The 18,840-nt window shown below is 31.9% G+C and carries 17 protein-coding genes and 1 pseudogene; 9 read left to right on the top strand and 9 right to left on the bottom strand.

Annotated elements, in window-relative coordinates:
• A pseudogene (locus AB8B90_RS00990) lies at positions 1 to 114 on the bottom strand (30S ribosomal protein S12); the annotation flags it as partial.
• A 172-nt stretch (positions 115 to 286) separates the two neighbouring features.
• Between AB8B90_RS00990 and AB8B90_RS00995 the strand changes: the two are divergent.
• The 3 genes from AB8B90_RS00995 (at position 287) to rlmB (ending at position 4,527) form a co-directional block, all read left to right on the top strand.
• The gene (locus AB8B90_RS00995; RefSeq protein ID WP_405332775.1) at positions 287 to 1,975 is read left to right on the top strand and encodes a POTRA domain-containing protein; all 1,689 of its coding nucleotides are present in this window, start codon (positions 287 to 289) and stop codon (positions 1,973 to 1,975) included.
• Positions 1,976 to 2,089: 114 nt separating this feature from the next.
• On the top strand, positions 2,090 to 3,730 hold the full coding sequence (locus AB8B90_RS01000; protein WP_405332777.1) for an aryl-sulfate sulfotransferase: 1,641 nt from the start codon (positions 2,090 to 2,092) through the stop codon (positions 3,728 to 3,730).
• A 62-nt stretch (positions 3,731 to 3,792) separates the two neighbouring features.
• On the top strand, positions 3,793 to 4,527 hold the full coding sequence (gene rlmB, locus AB8B90_RS01005; RefSeq protein ID WP_405332778.1) for a 23S rRNA (guanosine(2251)-2'-O)-methyltransferase RlmB: 735 nt from the start codon (positions 3,793 to 3,795) through the stop codon (positions 4,525 to 4,527).
• Here rlmB and AB8B90_RS01010 read toward each other — a convergent pair.
• Positions 4,524 to 5,273 carry a rhomboid family intramembrane serine protease gene (locus AB8B90_RS01010; RefSeq protein WP_405332780.1) on the bottom strand — a complete coding sequence of 250 codons (750 nt, stop codon included), beginning with the start codon at positions 5,271 to 5,273 and terminating at the stop codon, positions 4,524 to 4,526. The genes rlmB and AB8B90_RS01010 overlap by 4 nt on opposite strands.
• Positions 5,274 to 5,359: 86 nt before the next feature.
• Between AB8B90_RS01010 and AB8B90_RS01015 the strand changes: the two genes are divergently transcribed.
• Positions 5,360 to 6,640, top strand: coding sequence for a replication-associated recombination protein A (locus tag AB8B90_RS01015; protein ID WP_405332782.1), 1,281 nt, complete (start codon positions 5,360 to 5,362; stop codon positions 6,638 to 6,640).
• Here the strand turns inward: AB8B90_RS01015 and AB8B90_RS01020 are convergent.
• The 4 genes from AB8B90_RS01020 to radC form a co-directional block, all read right to left on the bottom strand.
• Entirely contained in the window at positions 6,637 to 7,491 is an 855-nt protein-coding gene (locus tag AB8B90_RS01020) for a hypothetical protein (protein WP_405332784.1), read from the bottom strand. The two genes, AB8B90_RS01015 and AB8B90_RS01020, sit on opposite strands and share 4 nt — an antisense overlap.
• Before the next feature lie 22 nt (positions 7,492 to 7,513).
• Positions 7,514 to 8,203, bottom strand: a complete 690-nt coding sequence (locus AB8B90_RS01025) for a YjjG family noncanonical pyrimidine nucleotidase (protein ID WP_405332786.1) — start codon at positions 8,201 to 8,203, stop codon at positions 7,514 to 7,516.
• Positions 8,193 to 9,494, bottom strand: coding sequence for a polysaccharide deacetylase family protein (locus AB8B90_RS01030; protein WP_405332788.1), 1,302 nt, complete (start codon positions 9,492 to 9,494; stop codon positions 8,193 to 8,195). Before AB8B90_RS01030 ends, AB8B90_RS01025 begins: the two co-directional genes overlap by 11 nt.
• A 94-nt stretch (positions 9,495 to 9,588) precedes the next feature.
• Positions 9,589 to 10,287 (bottom strand): DNA repair protein RadC, encoded by a 699-nt coding sequence (gene radC / locus AB8B90_RS01035; RefSeq protein ID WP_405332790.1) that lies wholly within the window; start codon positions 10,285 to 10,287, stop codon positions 9,589 to 9,591.
• 68 nt (positions 10,288 to 10,355) lie between these two features.
• Here radC and AB8B90_RS01040 point away from each other — a divergent pair, with 68 nt between their 5' ends.
• Entirely contained in the window at positions 10,356 to 10,949 is a 594-nt protein-coding gene (locus AB8B90_RS01040; RefSeq protein ID WP_405332792.1) for an FMN-binding negative transcriptional regulator, read from the top strand.
• 72 nt (positions 10,950 to 11,021) lie between these two features.
• A complete protein-coding gene (locus AB8B90_RS01045; RefSeq protein WP_405332794.1) occupies positions 11,022 to 11,921 on the top strand; it encodes a DUF4476 domain-containing protein in 900 nt (299 codons plus the stop codon).
• A gap of 19 nt (positions 11,922 to 11,940) precedes the next feature.
• On the opposite strand, the gene AB8B90_RS01050 is transcribed toward AB8B90_RS01045, so the two are convergent.
• The 3 genes from AB8B90_RS01050 to alaS all read right to left on the bottom strand — a co-directional run bounded on the left by AB8B90_RS01050 (position 11,941) and on the right by alaS (position 16,727).
• Positions 11,941 to 12,585, bottom strand: a complete 645-nt coding sequence (locus tag AB8B90_RS01050; RefSeq protein ID WP_405332796.1) for a hypothetical protein — start codon at positions 12,583 to 12,585, stop codon at positions 11,941 to 11,943.
• Between the two features lie 146 nt (positions 12,586 to 12,731).
• Positions 12,732 to 14,087, bottom strand: coding sequence for a UDP-N-acetylmuramate--L-alanine ligase (gene murC / locus AB8B90_RS01055; RefSeq protein ID WP_405332798.1), 1,356 nt, complete (start codon positions 14,085 to 14,087; stop codon positions 12,732 to 12,734).
• Between the two features lie 24 nt (positions 14,088 to 14,111).
• A complete protein-coding gene (gene alaS, locus AB8B90_RS01060) occupies positions 14,112 to 16,727 on the bottom strand; it encodes an alanine--tRNA ligase (protein WP_405332800.1) in 2,616 nt (871 codons plus the stop codon).
• A 152-nt stretch (positions 16,728 to 16,879) separates the two neighbouring features.
• Here alaS and AB8B90_RS01065 point away from each other — a divergent pair, with 152 nt between their 5' ends.
• Genes AB8B90_RS01065 through AB8B90_RS01075 form a run of 3 tightly spaced genes read left to right on the top strand, consistent with a single transcriptional unit; the run spans position 16,880 to position 18,839 of the window.
• Positions 16,880 to 17,851: a M23 family metallopeptidase gene (locus AB8B90_RS01065; RefSeq protein ID WP_405332802.1), complete on the top strand. Its 972-nt coding sequence runs from the start codon at positions 16,880 to 16,882 to the stop codon at positions 17,849 to 17,851.
• Positions 17,851 to 18,180 (top strand): MerR family transcriptional regulator, encoded by a 330-nt coding sequence (locus AB8B90_RS01070; RefSeq protein ID WP_405332804.1) that lies wholly within the window; start codon positions 17,851 to 17,853, stop codon positions 18,178 to 18,180. Before AB8B90_RS01065 ends, AB8B90_RS01070 begins: the two co-directional genes overlap by 1 nt.
• Before the next feature lie 56 nt (positions 18,181 to 18,236).
• Complete coding sequence (locus tag AB8B90_RS01075) at positions 18,237 to 18,839, top strand: LemA family protein (RefSeq protein ID WP_405332806.1); 603 nt, start codon at positions 18,237 to 18,239, stop codon at positions 18,837 to 18,839.
• Position 18,840 lies beyond the last annotated feature (1 nt).

Genomic DNA, 18,840 nt, shown 5'->3' on the forward strand with positions numbered 1-18,840 from the left:
GTAAACACGAGTACACACACCACGTCTTTGTGGACACGAATCTAAAGCAGCCGATTTACTCTTCTTGGTTATTTTGGCTCTTCCTTTTCGTACTAATTGTGAAATTGTTGGCATATATTTCTATATAAATTTTATTTAACCCTCTACTTTGAGGGCTGCAAAGGTAGAAATAAATATCAATTTTTCAAATGCTTAGCCATTAATTTTAAAAAGTTTACCAAATTATTTTATCTCTTACATATTTTTACTAGTTAATTTGCGTTAGTTTTGAAAACTAATCTAGTTCATGATTCATAAGTTTCGACATTATTCATTACTCATATTTGTTCTTTTTTTTGTGCAAGTTTATTCACAAAACATAGAACTTAAAGCTTCTGGAGTTGATGACAAAGAAACTAAAATCATAGATTCCTTAGGTTATAAAAAATACTTCAAAGATTTTAACTCATTGAGAAATGAAGTAGATTCGTTATCTAAGCAATTTTTAACTATTGGGTACATCAATAGCAAATTACTAAATCTAAAAAAAGATAATGATTCATTGTATAGAGCAGAATTTAGTTTAAAAACACAATATAAAAACATTACCATTCACCACAACGGTTTAATCGATGATGCTATTTTAAAATTAAGTGATTTAAATTCGGAAGGAAACTCGTTTACATTAGAACTATCAAAATTAGAACAAACCTTAGATTTCATTAATGCTGAAATTGCGAATAATGGAAATCCGTTTTCTACATTACAACTTATAGATATTGAGCAGACCAGTAGCACAAGTCTTAGTGCTAGTTTAGAAATATCGAAACCAATTGACCGAACTATCGACAAAATAATCATCAAGGGCTATGAAAAATTCCCGAAGACATTTGTCAAGCGTTACATGAAAATTAAACTCGGACAACAATTCAACCTCTCACAAATTAAAGAAAAAACTACGGAACTAAATGATTTACGTTTTGCCAATCAAATTAAAGAACCTGAAGTTCTTTTCACAAAAGATTCTACCATATTATATATGTACATAGAAAAAGCGAAAAGTAATACGTTTGATGGTTTTTTAGGTTTTGGTACTAATGAGGACACAAATAAAATTGAGTTTGACGGTTACCTTAATTTGAGTCTTACTAACAATCTTAATTATGGAGAAACTTTACAATTACTATATAAAAGTGATGAAAATGACCAACAAACCTTTGATGGCAATGTCAAAATGCCTTATATGTTTGGTTCACCTTTAGGTGTTGAGGTCAATTTAAATATATTTAGAAAAGACACAACATTTGTTACTGCAAGGCAATCTGCCAAACTTAATTATCAAATCAATTCTAACCATGTTGTAGGCATAGGTCTTAGTGGTGTTAATTCTTCAGATTTATTAGACACAGAAATTTCATCTGTAAATGATTTTAGTTCTAGCTACTATTTTACCAACTATGTTTATACCAAACGACAGAATTATGATTTTCTATTTCCGATAAATTTTCTGTTTGATATTACTGCTGGATTTGGAAACAGAGCGTTTGATGACACAAATGAAGACCAGACAAAATTTACATTAAATGCTTTCAAAATATTTAATCTGAATGATCAGAACAGCATTTACATAAGAGGTAATGGTCAAATAATAGATTCTGACACTTATCTCGAAAATGAATTACCTCGATTTGGAGGCATAAATTCTATTCGAGGTTTTGAAGAGAACAGCTTATTTGCTAATCTGTTTGGAGTGATAAATACAGAATATCGCTATCGACTAAATCGAGATATTTATGTACACTCTGTCATTGATGCTGCCTATTTTGAAAATACGATTAGTGATCAAAAAGGAAAACTATTCGGATTTGGTTTTGGATTTGGTCTACTAAGCAAAGCAGGATTGTTTCGCTTTAATTATACAAGTGGCAAAACGGAAAATCAACGCTTCAAACTATCTGACTCCAAAGTGCATATTAGTTTAACAGCACTATTTTAGAGTAAATATTACTAATCTTAGTAATGTTAAATTCAAAACAGCATAAAGCACTTCATTAATTATGTATTAGTTTTGCAAATAAAAGCTACTGAATACACAAAGAAAAATTAAGCTATGAAAAAAAAATTACTTCTTTGTTTTACGATTTTGATTTTTAGCTTCATTGAAGGTCAAAATACTGTTGGAACAATTTCAATTACAGAAGATGCCTTTGATGCATACACTTTGATATCAATACATAAAAAATCTTTTTTGTTAAATAATTGTGGAGAAGTCGTTAATGAATGGATTAGCAATTATCCTCCAGGAAATGCTGTGTATTTGCTACCTAACGGCAACTTACTAAGAGCTGGACGCGTTACTGACAACTCAAGTAACATCACTTTTGGTGGACAAGGAGGAGCTATTGAATTATTTAATTGGGATGGTGATTTAATATGGTCTTACTTATACAATTCAAATAATTTTAGACAACATCATGATATTTTTCCAATGCCTAATGGAAACGTATTGATTCTAGCAGTGACTACAATGACTGAGACAGAAGCAATAGATGCTGGAAGAGACCCAAACAATTTAAGTGAAACTAGGTTATACAATGAGCGTATATTTGAAGTAGAACCTGTTGGAACAAATCAAGCAAATGTAGTTTGGGAATGGAACGTAAAAGATCATTTAATTCAAGATTTTGATACTGCAAAAGATAATTTTGGAAATGTAGCAATGAGTCCTGGGAAGTTAGACATCAACTTTTTAAATGGAGGTTCTGGCGCTGCTAATTGGCTACACTTCAATTCTATTCAGTATAATGAAGACCTTGATCAAATCGTTATTAGTTCAAGAAATCTTAGTGAAATTTATATTATAGATCATTCAACTACAATTAGCGAATCTGCATCAAGTACAGGTGGAGTTTATGGAAAAGGTGGTGATTTTTTATACAGGTGGGGAAATCCGATAGCTTACAGACAAGGAACTTCTTCTGATCAGATTTTATTTGGACAACATTATCCACACTTTATAGAAGAAGGTTTAATTGATGCTGGCAAACTCCTCATTTTTAATAATGGAAATGGAAGATTTCCTGAATTTTCAGAAGTTAATATCGTTAATCCTCCAACCACAAGTCCTGGAGTATATGAGTATACTCCAAATACAGCTTTTGGTCCAATTGTAGCCGAATACACTTACTCAGATTTATCTTCTACTCCCTCTGAGTTTAATTCCCCTATTGTAAGTAGTGCACAACGTTTACAAAATGGAAATCTCTTAATATGTGAAGGAAATTCTGGTGAAGTTTTTGAGATTGACAGTAACGAAAATGAAGTTTGGAGGTATGTAAACCCATTAAGCAATGCAAATGGCTCTATTACAACTCAAGGCAATTCACCTTCAAACAATATATTATTTAGAGCCATAAAATATGCTCCAGATTATTCAGCATTCATTGGAAGAGATTTAACACCTGGTGCGCCTATTGAATTAAATCCAGATTTAACACCATGTGAAAATTTGAGCATCAATGATTTTGAGATTACTGATCTTAAATTATTTCCTAATCCGACTTTAAACTATTTAACGATTGCTTCATCAAATACAATCGATAAAATTGAATTTCATTCTATTTTAGGACAAAAAGTTTATGAAACAAATAGTAGTGTCTCTATTGATATTTCTAATTTTGATGCTGGTGTTTATTTTGTAAAAATTCACTCTGGTAACAAAAGTATTAGTAGAAAAATCATAAAACGATAATTACCAAACAATACATTAGAAACCATTCTACTTTTAGAATGGTTTTTTTATACCTTTGAGCCATGGAAAAAGAAACGACCATTTTTGGAATTCGAGCTGTTATTGAAGCCGTAAAATCTGGTGAAAATATTGACAAAGTATTTTTACAAAAAGGTTTGCGAGGCGATTTGTTTTCAGAATTGGAAGACTTACTTAGAAAAGAACGTCTTAATATTTCTTATGTTCCTGTCGAAAAACTAAATAGACTTTCTAAACAAAATCATCAAGGTGCAATTGCTCAAATTGCTCCAATTTCATTTTATAGTATTGAAAGTTTAGTAGAAACAGTTTTAGAATCTGACAAAACACCTTTATTCCTCCTACTCGATCAATTAAGTGATGTTAGAAATTTTGGCGCTATTATAAGAACAGCTGAATGCACTGGAGTTTCAGGTATTATCATTCAAAAAAAAGGAGGTGCACCTGTAAATGGAGATACTGTAAAAACGAGTGCTGGTGCAATTTTCAAAATTCCTATTTGTAAAGTTGATCACATTAAAGATGCAGTGTTTTACATGCAAGCATCTGGAATTAAAGTGATAGCAGCAACCGAAAAAGCAGAAAACACCATTTACGATGTGTCTTTTGAAGAGCCTTGTGCTATCGTCATGGGATCTGAAGGTAAAGGTATTAATCCTTCCGTATTAAAAGTTTCAGATGAAAAAGCTAAACTTCCAATTTTAGGTGAGATTGAATCTCTAAATGTCTCTGTAGCTTGTGGAGCCTTTTTGTATGAAGCGGTGAGACAACGACTTTAATCTTTCTTTTCTTTAAAAGTATAGGTGATTTTTACTTTATTTTCTTCTAAAGATAAATCTTTTAGAATTTCTTCGGGTTCTAAATTTTCAATAAAGTTTCCATCTTCATCAAAATGCTTAAGAAAGGGATCATCATCTTCATTATAATCTGGCTGTTGCCAAACATATCGTTCAGGTTTTGCTACTGATTTTCTAAATATAATTGCAAAGAGTAATCCGGAAATCAAACCTCCTAAATGACCTTCCCATGACATGCCGTCTTTTACTGGAAACACATACCAAATCATACTTCCATAGAGAAAAATAATCATAAGAGATAATGCAATCAATCTATAATGCTTAGCAAAAACACCTTTAAAAAAAATAAAACTCACAAGTACGTATACCAAACCACTAGCTCCAATATGGTTGGAAGGTCTGCCAATAATCCAAGTAATTAATCCTGAAAGCAGAATGCCATAGAGAATTACTTTCCATGAAATTTTACGATAGAAATAAAACAAAGCAACCGAGAGAATGAATAGAGGAATGCTATTGTGATATAAATGTTGAATATCAGCATGTATAAATGGACTAAAAACAATACCACTCAAGCCTTCTAACTTCTGAGGGTAGACTCCAAAGTTTTTTATTGCAGGAAAGAAGCGTACTTGCATCCAGAAAACAATCCAAATCAAAAGCACAAAAAACACAGGATATGCAATGACTCCTGTAGAATATCTAAAATGTTGATGATTTTGACTCATTTTCAAATTTATAATTTAATTATCAAAATGTTCTCCATTTATTCAAACTATGAAATATTGTCACATCGGTTTTGTAAATTTACATTATGAACGAACCTTTAGCAGAACGATTACGTCCGCAAACTCTTGACGATTATTTAAGTCAGTCGCATTTGGTTGGTAAAACAGGAGTTTTAACTCAACAATTACAAAATGAAGTTATTGCCTCCATGATTTTTTGGGGACCTCCAGGAACTGGAAAAACTACACTTGCTAATATTATTGCTAACGAATCTAACAGGCCTTTTTACACATTAAGTGCAATAAATTCTGGAGTTAAAGACATTAGAGAGGTCATTGATAAGGCAAAACAGAGTGGTGGCTTATTTACAACAAAAAATCCTATTTTGTTTATTGATGAGATTCATCGATTTAGCAAATCGCAGCAGGACTCTTTATTACAAGCAGTAGAAAAAGGTTGGGTAACACTTATTGGAGCTACTACTGAAAACCCAAGTTTTGAGGTCATTCCTGCCTTGCTTTCAAGATGTCAGGTTTATGTTTTAAATGCATTTGACAAAAAAGATCTGGAAGCACTTTTAAAACGTGCCATTAAAGAAGATAATCTATTATCAAAACGAAGTATTACGTTAAAGGAAACCGAAGCTTTATTGAGAATCTCTGGAGGAGACGCACGAAAATTATTAAACGTTTTTGAACTCATTGTCACGTCGTTCAATCCAGATGAAGCTATAGTGATCACTAATACAATTGTCTCAGAAAAAGTGCAAAATAATACTGTTCGATATGACAAAACTGGAGAACAACATTATGATATTATTTCTGCATTTATAAAATCGATAAGAGGAAGTGATCCCAATGCTGCTGTTTATTGGTTGGCACGAATGATTGAAGGTGGTGAAGATGTAAAATTTATTGCGAGACGTTTAGTTATTTTAGCTAGTGAAGATATTGGTAATGCTAATCCGACAGCCCTTGTAATTGCAAACAGTACATTTCAAGCTGTTTCAATTATAGGTCATCCAGAATCTCGAATCATTTTGAGTCAATGTGCAACTTATTTAGCAACATCTCCAAAAAGTAATGCCGCATATGAAGCCATTGGTAAAGCTCAAAAATTGGTAAAAGAAACAGGTGATTTATCTGTCCCACTTTCGATTAGAAATGCGCCTACAAAACTAATGAAAGAATTAGGCTATGGCGATAATTACAAATATGCCCATAGCTATGACAATAATTTTATAAATCAAGAATTTTTACCAGAAGACCTAGTAAACACGAAACTCTATGAACCTGGAAACAATTCTAGAGAACAAGCACAACGTGAATTTTTAAAACAACGCTGGAAAGACAAATACAATTATTAGAATTTAATATTCAAGGTTTCTAAAGATGTAGACGTACCGTCATTTGTAGATAAATACCAAAATCCATCCTCTTTGTAAACAATAGCATTTTGATCTTTTACGATAAACGTGTTTTGTTTAGGAGTTTCTAAAAGAATCATAACCACTTTTGGTGAACTATCAACAACTTGAAACCCTTTATCTATAGGTTGTGCATATAAAACATTAGTAGCATTAGTTGTTTTAGAAGCTTCCGTTTTATCCTCTTTTGAAGGTGTTTCGATTACTGCAATAATTTCATCTCGATTAGCTTCTTTATTTTGTTTGAGTGCAGCAACTTCCTGTTCTAGTTGTTTTATCTTTTGCTGTTGATTACCATTACTTTCCGAATTACTACTTGACAGAGTTGCCTTAATTTCTTCACTAGGAGAATATTCATGCTTGAAGTACTTAAACATAGTAAAAGCTTCACGCAATGCCATATTGTAAGCTCTAGTAAACTCTTTTTCTTTAGACTTACCTACTTTTGAAGATATTATAATTTTGTTGTTACAATCTGTTAGATTAATCTGTAAACCTTGACCTAAGAAACCTCCTTTAGCTTTTATAACATTAGCGACAAGACCTAAACAATTGTTTTTAATGTAATCTACTGGTAATTCTTCATTATCAAAATAGGTGTTATATCCATATTTATTGAACAAAAACTTAGTTAAAGAATTAACATCATATTGGTCTGCTCTTTTAAGAAAGTCAAACTTTTCGGGAATAATGATATACTTATAATTGTTAATTTCATACATACTCAATTCGCTCTGTGAGTATGAATTGAAGGCAAATAAAAACAAAACTAAAACTGTAATATTTTTCATAAATAACGATTTCTTTTCGGTGTTAAAGATACATTTTTAAATCTAAAAGCGAGCTCACTTGTTTGATATGCGCTTCAGCTTTAACCTTGTGATAATTAAACAAAATGGCATCAAAACCAACATCAAGAGCTCCCATAATATCAGCCTCTATACTATCTCCAATCATGATACTTTCATGTGGTTTAGCATTAGCAACTTTTAAAGCATATTCAAAAATAATAGGATTTGGTTTTTTTACTCCTGCAATTTCAGAATTAGTGATTGTTTCAAAGTATTGAGATATCTTGGCATTATCCATTTTCTTCTGCTGTGCTTCATCAAAACCATTGGTTATTATGTGCAATTGATACTGCCCTTTTAAGTGATTTAAAATATCAAAAGTGCCCTCAAAAAGATTATTAAATGTTGTGAGGTAAGTAATATAATCTTCAGACAATTGATTAATTGTATTGTCTGAAACTTCAAATTCTATGGCATCAAAAGTATCTTTCAAACGTTTGTAGCGTAGATTTGGTTTATCAATCTTTTCTTCACGATACAATTTCCAATAACTTAAATTAATGGGTTCATAAACAGATAAAAACTGAGTACTATTAATGTTTAAATTATGAATTTCAAAAAGTTTATGAAACGTTAATGCCGAATTTCTATCAAAATCCCAAAGTGTATGATCGAGATCAAAAAACACATGTTTAATATCTTTAATTTTCATCTGCTGAATCTAATATCATGGTGAATAAATCTCTATAGCCTTCCCAAAGTAAATCATCACTAAAACTATAGTTATGAAAAATTGGTGTAAATGTTCCATTAACATTTTTTACTTGTTGCATTATTCGCTGAATAGCTTCTATTTTATCTAGTTGTGATTGATGTTTCAATAATGCGGCATCAAGGCAATGAAAGGAATAAATTTGCAAAGGTGTTTGTACTTCATAATCTAAATCATAGAACAAAAAAGGCGTGCAAGTACCAGCTCTAAAACCTAATTCTTTTATATAACCCATCGTATAATCTTCATTAATCTCTAATTCTACCATATGACGATAGGATTTTGGTAAATTTAGTTTTGAGAAAGAATGACGTGATGCTTGAAGTTCATAATTAACAATAGCCTCCATGTTTTTCTTTTCTTTTTTCAAAATAGAAATATTATCTAATGCAAAGTATGATGCCTTTAAACCAACTTTACAGTAGTCTGCTACAGACTTTATAAGTGAAACAAATTCTTTTTTATTGATACTGATATTTTTATCGTAAGTAGAATAATCTCCAATTAAAAATAAAACCACAAACTTGAAACGACTATTTTTTTGCTTATTGATTATCCATTTAAATGTATCATGAGGATCTCTTTTAAAAGCAGATAAAACTAATGCTCTTTGATACAAACGTCTTAACCTAAGTCGAATTAAGTCATTAAAAATGCCTCCAACAGTTCTAATTAAACCTTTTTTTCTGTAATAAAACGCCCTAGGCACATCAATTACAGGCTTTATGTTGTAGGATCGTTTTGGAAAGTTATAGTTAGTGAATTTATTAACTAAAACAGCTTTGAGTTTATAAGCCCAAATATCAACTACAGGTTGCTCTAAAAAATCATTATTAAAAGCAATACTTTCTGAAGCCAAAAATCGTCCATAATCATCTTTTACATGTGGTAAATATTCTTCGTAACGACTAAGTAAATAAAAAGAAGCAGCAAAAATATCGAAAGGCAAACTACTCTTTTCCCCTGTAGAAAAAAAACCTTTTGTTTCCTTCCAATTCTGAACACTTATATCAATATCTGAAAGACCTTGTTCAAAAAGCAATTCATGACTTCTAATAAAAATCTCATTACTTAAAGGTTGCTTTGTGTAAGACATTTTCATGCTTTCGTGGGCAATGAAATCTTCAATAGTTGTCGTAAATGATACTGGAATACCTAATATTCGTGTACACAAATGTTTAAATGTGTAACGTAATCGAGGTGTTATTTTGTGTGTATAAACGAGGAGCATAATTAATCTCAGATTCCAGTTCTTAAAAGTACCAAATTACGAATGGATAATCGTCATTTTATAATTGGAATTTAGAAATTTACTCAAGATGTTTTCACAACAGAGACTCATCGGCAAAACTAAAATAACTACTTTCTGTAATAATTAGATGATCTAAGATTTTTATATCAAGACTTTGAGCAGCCGTTTTCAACTTTTGAGTCAAGTTTTTATCTGCTTCACTAGGCTTTAAAGTTCCTGAAGGATGATTATGGACTAAGATTAACCCAACAGCACCAACTTCTAAAGCTGTTTTAAGAGCCAAACGCACATCGACTAAAGTTCCAGTAATTCCACCTTTACTTAATTGGTTTTTTTGAATGACTTTATTAGAATTATTCAAATAAATAATCCAAAATTCTTCATGAGGCAACTCACCTATTACAGGTTGCATTAATTCAAAAACAGAAGTACTTGAATTTATTTTATCATTTTTAAGCGCTTCATTTGAACGTTTTCGCCTCGCTAATTCAAGTGCAGCTGCAATAGTAATTGCTTTTGCTTCTCCAATACCTTTAAAAATCATTAATTGTTTTAATGACTGTTTGCCTAAAGCATTTAAATTACCATCAACACTTGCTAAAATTCGCTGACTTAGAGAGACAGCACTTTCATCTCTATTTCCAGAGCCAATTAGAATAGCAATTAATTCGGCGTCACTTAAGGCAGATTTCCCTTTGTCACGAAGTTTTTCTCTTGGCTGATCGTCTTGCGACCAATTTTTAATAGAAAACGAACTAGATTTCTTAGTCATTTTATAGATATATTGTAACTTTCAAAAGCACAAATTTAAATTATATATAGAATATATACTATGTTTATATGAAATATCCTCCAAAACATCATCTAGACGATAATAAAAAGCATTTAATTGAAGTCATTAAGACTTATCCTTTAGCAACAATCATTTCTATATATAAAAACCAACCATTGATTACACATTTGCCTTTAATTTTTGAGAACAACAAGCTAATTGGCCATATCGACATCTACAATCCTCAGGCTAATTTTTTAAATAATAACAATGAGGTCACACTTATTTTTTCTGGACCACAGTGTTACATTTCACCGAGTGTTTATAGTACGACTCAATTACCAACCTGGAACTATATTAAAGTCCATTTAAAAGGAAATGTAAAAGCTATTGAAAGTAAAGCATCTTTAAAGCAATCCTTAATTTCGATGACTGAGTTTTTAGAACAACCTGAACACAGATATGTTTTAGAACCCGACAACCCAAGGTTAGATCGAAATCTAGATTATATAAAAATGTTTGAAATTACTATTTCAGATTGGGAAGGGAAGTTTAAATTATCTCAGGACAAAAAACCAAAAGATACTGAAGCTGCTAGATCTGAATTGATAAAATCAAATCAAGAAAGCATTAAACAATTTTTGGATAAAGTGTTTTCATAATTAAATTTTACTAAATAAATATTATTTTTGGCACAGCTTTTGAAAAGCTATAGTTTTTAAAAATCAACTATCATGAAAAAAATTACCATTCTAGCCGTTTTACTCATAAGCTTATTTGCTTCAGCACAGGAATCCAGATTAACAATTTTCTCAGAAGATGGCGAACCATTTTATGTGATTCTAAATGGGATCAGACAAAATGAAGAGCCAGTTGTTAATATTGCAGTAGATTATCTTATTAACGAGTATTATGATACCAAAATCATTTTTGCTGATGAATCTATACCTGTGTTAGAAAAAAGACATTTAATGGTTGTTGATGTAGATAATAGACATGGAGAATTTGTTTATAAAATCAAAACAACAAAACGAGGAAAAAAATTAAGGTTTTACTCATTTACACCATTTCAGCAAATATTACCACCACCAAGTAATGTATCTATAATTCATTATAATGCAAACCCTTTACCTCCTATTCAAACAATTACTCAAACAACCACAACGACATCTTCGGGTAATGGCGACCAAATTAATATTGGTGTTGGCGTTAATACTGGTGGTACAAATGTTGGTGTTGGAATCAATGTAAATACAGGTTCTTCAACGACAACGACTCAAACAACTACGACAACAATTGGAACTCCTTCTGACGTTGTTATTGTTGAAGATACTGGTTGTTATGCAATGACAGGTCCTGATTTCAATCAAGCATTAGAGTCCATAAGAAGTAAAACGTTTTCAGATTCTAAATTAACACTAGCAAAACAAATCACTAAAGGAAATTGTCTAACATCTGCACAAGTTTCCCAGATTACAAGCTTATTTGATTTTGAAGACACTAAATTAGAATATGCTAAGTTCGCGTTTTCATATTGTTTTAATCCTGAGAATTATTGGAAAGTCAATAATGCATTCGAATTTGAATCTACAATTGAAGAGTTAGATGAACATATTTCATCTTTCGGACATTAATTCAGGCTTTAAATAGAAATTATTGTATATCATAAGACTCTAGTCGTCGTTGATGACCAGCGCTATCTGGACTAGCAATAAACACAACTTCGTCTTTAATCAAACCAATGCCATCTGCATAGAAATGTCTATTAATGGCAGGCATATTATTACCAAATTCATCCTCATAGCGAATTTTCATTTCCAAACAGTTAAAGGTACCTGCTTCGGTTATAAACTCAGAACTTGCATTTGCTAGTTGACCAAAGGCTGCGTAATTATTAGCTTGATAGTCTAGAATAACAAATTCCTCTGTTGTACTATTAACGAATTTAACACCTCCTAGTTCATTTACCAAAAACCCTAATGAATCTCGATAATACTCGAAGTATTCTCCATTATCTGGAAATGTAATATTTCCAATATCGTTACCATCAACAACTCTTTTAAACTTATAAAATAAATTACCATTAATGCTTTGTGTATCTACTATTGAAATAGACTCAGTTACGTTTGTTGGATTTAATCCTGCTTGTGGATTAAAGCTATACCATCTATACTCCCAAGAATTACCAACGGTTAACGCATAAAAATTTTCGATTTGTGCTTCTGGTGTATTAGAATCGTCATTAGAACATGAAAAGAATAAAGAAAAAATACATATTATGACAAGAATGCGTTTCATAATAATTTATTGTTTTAGAAATTGATTAATAAACGTAATTTTTCAGTATGTAACTAATTGGTTTCAAATGGTAACGAGGTAAAAATAAAGTTATTGCAAACATTAAAAAATAATGAGATCCTGAAACAAGTTAAGGCTAACGAATCTTATTTAAATAGATTTTTTACTTCCTCAAAATCTAAGCCTCCATAATTACCTGAACTCATTAATAACAACGCTTTATTATCAAAGTTTTGAGAGAACAAGAAATCTTTAAAATCGTCTGGATTGGTATATATTATTAAATCATCACGCTCAAAAGCATTGGCGATTTGTTCATGTGAAACTTCGTCTAATTTTTTAATTTCTACAGCATGTGGAGAATAAAAAACTACAGCAACATCTGCCGCATCTAAAGCACCTTTGTACTCTTTTAAGAATTCAGCATTTAAACTACTGTAAGTATGTAGTTCTAAACAAGCCACCAGAGTTCTGTTGCTATATTGGTTTTTAACAGCGTTTGTGGTAGCTTCTACTTTACTTGGTGAGTGTGCAAAATCTTTATAAGCTACACTATTAGAAGATTCTGCAATTTTTTCTAAACGCTTACTTGCGCCTTTAAATGTAGCTATTGCTTCATAAAAATCATCTTCATCAATTCCCATATGCTGGCAAATCCATTTTGCACCAGCAAGGTTATTTAAATTGTGTTTTCCGAAGATTTCTATAGGCAATTCACCTTCAGGAGTTTCTAATAAAGTTTGACCATTCTCAACACGATATTCAGGAGTTTGATATGCTAGTTTTCGTATAGGATTTTCAGAAGTTTCAACCACACGCTTAACTTCTAAATCTTCTTCGTTATAATTAATGCTTCCACCATTTACAATACTATCTACAAAAATGGAAAATTGCTCAACATAATTTTCGTAAGTTGGAAATACATTAATGTGATCCCAAGCAATTCCACTTAATAAAGCAACATTAGGCTTATATAGATGAAATTTTGGTCTACGATCTATTGGAGAACTCAAATACTCATCGCCTTCTAAAACAATAAAGTCATTTTCTTCTGTAAGTTTGACCATCACATCAAAACCTTCCAATTGTGCTCCAACCATATAATCTACATCACGATCGTGATAATGCATCACATGTAAAATCATTGAAGTAATAGTGGTTTTACCATGACTTCCACCAATTACTACTCTAGTTTTATGTTTAGATTGCTCATATAAAAATTCGGGATAACTATAGATTTTTAATCCGAGTTCTTGAGCTTTTAATAGTTCTGGATTATCTGCTTTAGCATGCATACCCAAAACAATGGCATCTAGGTTTTTAGATATTTTTTCTGGAAACCATCCGAAAGTTTCGGGTAGTAAGCCTTTAGAGTCTAAACGAGATTTTGAAGGATCAAAAATAGTATCATCACTTCCTGTGATTTTATAACCTTTATTATGTAGAGCGATGGCTAAATTGTGCATTGCTGCACCTCCAATGGCTATAAAATGTACATTCATGAGCTATTTTTTTTGATTATTGATTTATTCTAAATATGATTTAACTGCATTTAGAGCATCATCTAAACCGTTAGGGTTTTTCCCACCAGCTGTGGCGAAGAAAGGTTGACCACCACCACCACCTTGGATATGTTTCCCTAATTCTCTAACAATTGTTCCAGCATTTAATTCTTTTGAAGCGACAAGCTCTTTTGAAATATAGCATGATAAAATTGCTTTACCATTATTTTCGGCTCCAAATAACAAGAATAAATTATTGAACTGACTGCCTAATTCAAAGCATAAATCTTTTATACCTGACGCATCTAAATCTATTTTTTTAGCCAAAAACTGTACACCATTAACTTCTGATATTTCATTTTTCAAATCCCCTTTAATACCTTTTGCTTTTTCTTTTAGCAAATTCTCGATTTGTTTCTTTAAATCTGAATTTTCATCTTGAAGATTTTGTAAAGCTTTGACAGGTTCTTTGGCATTATTCAACAAGTCTTTCATTTCGAAATAAGCTCTGTTATTTTCAAAATAAAAATCTTTAACAGCATCGTTAGTAATTGCCTCAATACGTCTAATTCCAGCTGCTACTGCACCTTCAGATACAATTTTAAAATGCCAGATATCTCCTGTATTACGAACATGTGTTCCTCCACAAAGCTCAATTGATTGTCCGAAACGAACTGTTCTAACTGTATCGCCATACTTTTCTCCAAACAATGCCATAGCGCCTTCTTTCACTGCTGTTTCCATTGGAATATTACGCTGTTCTTCTAGAGCTAATTTACCTTCAATTCTTGAATTAACGAAGTTTTCTACATCACGTAATTCTTCTACGGTAAGTTTAGCAAAATGTGAAAAATCAAATCGTAAATATTTAGAGTGGACAGCAGATCCTTTTTGCTCAACATGAGTTCCAAGCACTTCGCGTAAAGCTTGATGTAGTAAATGAGTAGCAGTATGGTTACACTCAGTTCTATGTCTTTGCTTTGTATCTACTGAAGCTTTTAAAGTAGCTCGAATATCTTTCGGCAGACTTTTAGCAAAGTGAATAATGATATTGTTCTCTTTTTTAGTGTCCACAATGTAAATCACATCACCTGAGGCATCTTCTAAATATCCCTTGTCACCAACTTGCCCTCCACCTTCAGCATAAAATGGTGTCAAATTAAACACCAATTGATACATTTCGCCATCCTTTTTAGAGGTTACTTTTCTATACTGAGTAAGCTTCACATTAGCATCAGTTCTATCATAACCTATAAATTCTTGTTCTTCATCTTCAATGATAATCGTCCAATCATCAGATTTAAGTTGAGAAGCTTGTTTACCTCTTTCTTGTTGTTCCTTAAGCTTTTGTTGAAATTCTTCATGATTATATGAATATCCCTTTTCTCTCAGGATTAAATCTGTCAAATCTTCTGGAAAACCATAAGTATCTTTGAGTTCGAATACCTTCTTTCCTGAAATCTCTTTAGAAGACGAGCTTGAAATAATACCATCTAATAGTACTAAACCTTGATCTAAGGTTCTTAAAAAAGAGGCTTCTTCTTCTTTAATAACATTCTCTATTAATTGTCTTTGCTCCTTGAGTTCAGGAAATGCTTTTCCCATTTTTTTATTGAGTACATCAACCAACCTATAAATAAAAGGTTCTTTTTTATCTAAAAATGTAAATCCGTATCGCACAGCCCGACGTAAAATTCGACGAATCACATAACCAGCTCCTGTATTACTTGGTAGTTGGCCATCAGCTATTGAAAATGCAACAGCACGAACGTGATCTGAAATGACACGAATTGCGATGTCTGTTTTTTCATCTTTACCATAATCTTTGTTAGTAATTGTTTCAATTTCTCTAATTATTGGTGTAAAAACATCAGTATCATAATTAGACTGAACACCTTGTAAGACCATACATAAACGTTCGAAACCCATTCCTGTATCGATATGCTTTTCAGGTAAGTGTTCGAGGCTTCCATTAGCTTTTCGGTTGTATTGCATGAATACAAGATTCCAGATTTCAACAACCTGAGGATGGTCCATATTGACTAAAAGTTTACCATCAACTTTGGATTTTTCTTCTTTAGAACGAATATCTACGTGAATCTCACTACACCGTCCACAAACACCTTGATCTCCCATTTCCCAGAAATTATCCTTTTTATTACCCATTAAGATACGATCTTCTGGTATAAATGCTTTCCAAAAATCGTAAGCCTCTTTGTCCATTGGCAATTGGTCTACATCTTCACTTCCTTCAAAAACTGTAACATACAGTATATCCTTATCTATTCCATAAACTTCGGTTAATAATTCCCAAGCCCAAGCAATAGCTTCCTTTTTAAAATAATCACCAAAACTCCAGTTACCTAACATTTCAAATAAAGTATGATGATAAGTATCGTAACCAACTTCTTCTAAATCGTTATGTTTACCAGAAACACGCAAACACTTTTGAGAATCTGAAATTCTATTATTTTTTGGTTCTGCGTTCCCTAAAAAGAATTCTTTAAAAGGCGCCATTCCAGAATTGACAAACATCAACGTTGGATCGTTTTTTAAAACCATAGGTGCTGAAGGCACGATACTATGCTTCTTTTCATTAAAGAAGTTTAAAAATGTTTTGCGAATGTCTTGAGACTTCATAATTCGAAATTAAATGCTTGTATATTAACTAATTGCAACACATATAATAATGAAATCTTTAAAACTAAAGTTCGAATGACTTCAAAGTGTGAAACAATTTATATATTTGTGTGTTGTTCTATTATTCTTGCAAAAATAGAACTTTTTAAGATATGGCTAAAGTAAAATATTATTACGATTCTGAAACGCTTTCTTACCGAAAAATAGAGCGTAAAAAAAGAACTACAATAAAGTTTGCCATGTTGTTTATACTCGCTTCAGCTTTATTTGGTTTTTTATTTGTATTTATTGCTAGTCAGTACATTGAATCGCCAAAGGAAAGAGCACTAAAACGAGAACTTGCCAATTTACAATTACAATACAAACTCATTAATAAACGTGTTGATAATGCTTTTGCTGTTTTAGAAAGTGTAGAAGAACGTGACAACGCAATTTATCGTTTGTATTTTGAGGCCAATCCAATTCCTTCTGAACAACGAAGAGCTGGTTTTGGCGGTATCAATAGATACAAAAAATATGAAGGTTATGATAACTCTGCGTTAATTGTTGAAAGTAATAAACGCTTAGACCAACTTCAAAAAGCTATTGTAGTACAATCTAAATCTTTAGATGAAATTGCAATTTTAGCTGAGGATAAGGAGAAGTTTTTATCTGCAATACCAGCCATTCAACCTGTGAAAAATGAAGACTTAAAGCACATGGCTTCTGGTTATGGCTATAGAACAGATCCATTTACTAAAGTAAGAAAATTTCATTTTGGTATGGATTTTACTGCACCAAGAGGCACACCTGTTTATGCCTCAGGTGATGGAAAGGTTACTCGAGCTGACAACAATGCGTCGGGTTATGGTAAGCATATTAGAATAGATCATGGTTACGGCTATGTGTCTTTATATGCGCATTTATACAAATACAATGTCCGTTCTAATCAAAAAGTAAAACGTGGTGATTTAATTGGTTTTGTTGGAAGCACAGGACGATCTGAAGCACCTCATCTTCACTATGAAGTTTTTAAAGATGGTGAACGTATTAATCCTATTAATTTTTACTATGGAAACCTTTCTGCAGACGAATATGCGCGATTGTTAGAAAAAGCATCCCTAGAAAATCAATCTTTAGACTAATGCACGTAAATTTACCAGAAAAACGATATTATGGTATTGGCGAAGTCGCCAAAGCTTTTGGAGTAAACACCTCTTTAATTCGCTTTTGGGAAAAAGAGTTTGATGCTATTAAACCGAAAAAAAACGCCAAAGGGAATCGAAAGTTTACGCCTGAAGACATCAAAAATCTTCAATTTATTTATCACCTCGTAAAAGAACGTGGTTTTACTCTAGAAGGTGCAAAAACACACCTTAAAGAAGGAAAAAAACAAACCTTGAATAATTTTGAAATCATCAATAAATTAGAAGGTATAAAGGCACAGCTTACAAAAATTAAATCGCAGTTGTAACATATTCTTAATTACTGCAACTAACAAATACATTCACTAATTAAAACACACTAATCATGAAAAAATGGCTCATTCCTGTAATAATTATAGCAGTAATCCTTTTAGGATCCTATTCTTGGGTTAAAGGTTTTAACAATACTGCAGTTCAACTCAATGAAGACGTGAGTGAAGCTTGGGGAAATGTACAAACATCTTACCAACGAAGAAATGACCTTATTGGAAATTTAGTAAACACCGTTAAAGGTGCAGCTGATTTTGAACGTAACACCTTAAAAGATGTGATTGAAGCCAGAGCAAAAGCGACTTCAATCAATATTGACCCTTCAAACGTTACTCCTGAACAATTAGCAAAGTATAATCAAGTTCAAGGTGGATTAAGTGGCGCTTTAAAAAGCCTTTTGGTAACTGTTGAACGCTATCCTGATTTAAAATCAAATCAAAACTTCTTAAAGTTACAAGATGAATTAACTAGCACTGAAAACACAATTCAGACTGCGAGAACTCGATACAATGAAGCTATTAAGCCTTACAATATTCATGTTAAAGAATTTCCTAATTCTATTTTAGCAGGAGTACTAGGTTTTGACGACAAGCCATATTTTGATGCCGAAGCTGGAGCTGAAAAGCCAGTTGATGTAGAATTCGACTTCGATAATTAAT

Source organism: Psychroserpens sp. (assembly GCF_045105015.1).
Taxonomy (GTDB): Bacteria; Bacteroidota; Bacteroidia; order Flavobacteriales; family Flavobacteriaceae; genus Psychroserpens.

Bases quoted from the DNA above. Each gene is read 5' to 3' on its own strand.
- AB8B90_RS01075 (WP_405332806.1), top strand. From the start codon at position 18,237: ATGAAAAAATGGCTCATTCCTGTAATAATTATAGCAGTAATCCTTTTA.
- AB8B90_RS01000 (WP_405332777.1), top strand. From the start codon at position 2,090: ATGAAAAAAAAATTACTTCTTTGTTTTACGATTTTGATTTTTAGCTTC.
- AB8B90_RS01020 (WP_405332784.1), bottom strand. From the start codon at position 7,491: ATGAAAAATATTACAGTTTTAGTTTTGTTTTTATTTGCCTTCAATTCA.
- AB8B90_RS01030 (WP_405332788.1), bottom strand. From the start codon at position 9,494: ATGCTCCTCGTTTATACACACAAAATAACACCTCGATTACGTTACACA.
- AB8B90_RS01070 (WP_405332804.1), top strand. From the start codon at position 17,851: ATGCACGTAAATTTACCAGAAAAACGATATTATGGTATTGGCGAAGTC.
- AB8B90_RS01025 (WP_405332786.1), bottom strand. From the start codon at position 8,203: ATGAAAATTAAAGATATTAAACATGTGTTTTTTGATCTCGATCATACA.
- AB8B90_RS00995 (WP_405332775.1), top strand. From the start codon at position 287: ATGATTCATAAGTTTCGACATTATTCATTACTCATATTTGTTCTTTTT.
- AB8B90_RS01045 (WP_405332794.1), top strand. From the start codon at position 11,022: ATGAAAAAAATTACCATTCTAGCCGTTTTACTCATAAGCTTATTTGCT.
- AB8B90_RS01065 (WP_405332802.1), top strand. From the start codon at position 16,880: ATGGCTAAAGTAAAATATTATTACGATTCTGAAACGCTTTCTTACCGA.
- murC (WP_405332798.1), bottom strand. From the start codon at position 14,087: ATGAATGTACATTTTATAGCCATTGGAGGTGCAGCAATGCACAATTTA.
- rlmB (WP_405332778.1), top strand. From the start codon at position 3,793: ATGGAAAAAGAAACGACCATTTTTGGAATTCGAGCTGTTATTGAAGCC.
- AB8B90_RS01050 (WP_405332796.1), bottom strand. From the start codon at position 12,585: ATGAAACGCATTCTTGTCATAATATGTATTTTTTCTTTATTCTTTTCA.
- radC (WP_405332790.1), bottom strand. From the start codon at position 10,287: ATGACTAAGAAATCTAGTTCGTTTTCTATTAAAAATTGGTCGCAAGAC.
- AB8B90_RS01010 (WP_405332780.1), bottom strand. From the start codon at position 5,273: ATGAGTCAAAATCATCAACATTTTAGATATTCTACAGGAGTCATTGCA.
- AB8B90_RS01015 (WP_405332782.1), top strand. From the start codon at position 5,360: ATGAACGAACCTTTAGCAGAACGATTACGTCCGCAAACTCTTGACGAT.
- AB8B90_RS01040 (WP_405332792.1), top strand. From the start codon at position 10,356: ATGAAATATCCTCCAAAACATCATCTAGACGATAATAAAAAGCATTTA.
- alaS (WP_405332800.1), bottom strand. From the start codon at position 16,727: ATGAAGTCTCAAGACATTCGCAAAACATTTTTAAACTTCTTTAATGAA.